General features: G+C 70.1%; 1 protein-coding gene. It reads right to left on the bottom strand.

Features of this window, described 5'->3' with window-relative positions:
* Positions 1–491: DUF222 domain-containing protein (locus E9934_RS19125; RefSeq protein WP_158295072.1), on the bottom strand; the 491-nt coding region annotated here is incomplete at both ends.

The raw sequence follows: 491 nt of genomic DNA, 5'->3' as shown, positions 1-491 counted from the left end.
GATGACGGTGGTGGCCAGGCCGCCGTGTTCGGGCAGGTGGTCGGGGTCGAGGTGTTCCAGCAGTGCGGCGAGGGCGTGGGCGCGTTTGCGGTGCATCGGGATGCGGTCGGCCTCACCCCCGGCCTCACCACCCACCTGACCTTCCTGCTGTCCGGTGTTGTGGCGGGGGCTGGTGTAGGCGGCGAGGTAGGTCTGGAGTCGTCCGGCGATGACGTCGGGGACGAGGCCGTTGATGCGGGTGGTGCCGTCGCCGTTGCGGCGGAATCGTAGGGAGGCCTTTTCGCGGGCTCGTCGTTCTTCGGCTTCGAGACGCTTGGCGTCTTCGGCTTGGGCGATTTCGGGGGCGACGACGTCGAGGATGCGGCGGGCCAGGGTGCGCAGCTCAGAAGGGCGGTGCCGGGTGGCGTACCCGACGAGGGTCTTCTCCGCCTCCTTGGAGAGGTCGGGCCCGAGCCGGTGATGGAGGTGGTCGGGGAGGTCGTCGATGCCGG

It is taken from the genome of Nocardioides caeni, assembly GCF_004912195.1.
Classification (GTDB): Bacteria; Actinomycetota; Actinomycetes; order Propionibacteriales; family Nocardioidaceae; genus Nocardioides; species Nocardioides caeni.
The sequence above is the reverse complement of the archived record's forward strand: the minus strand, read 5'-3'. Positions and strand labels throughout refer to the sequence as shown.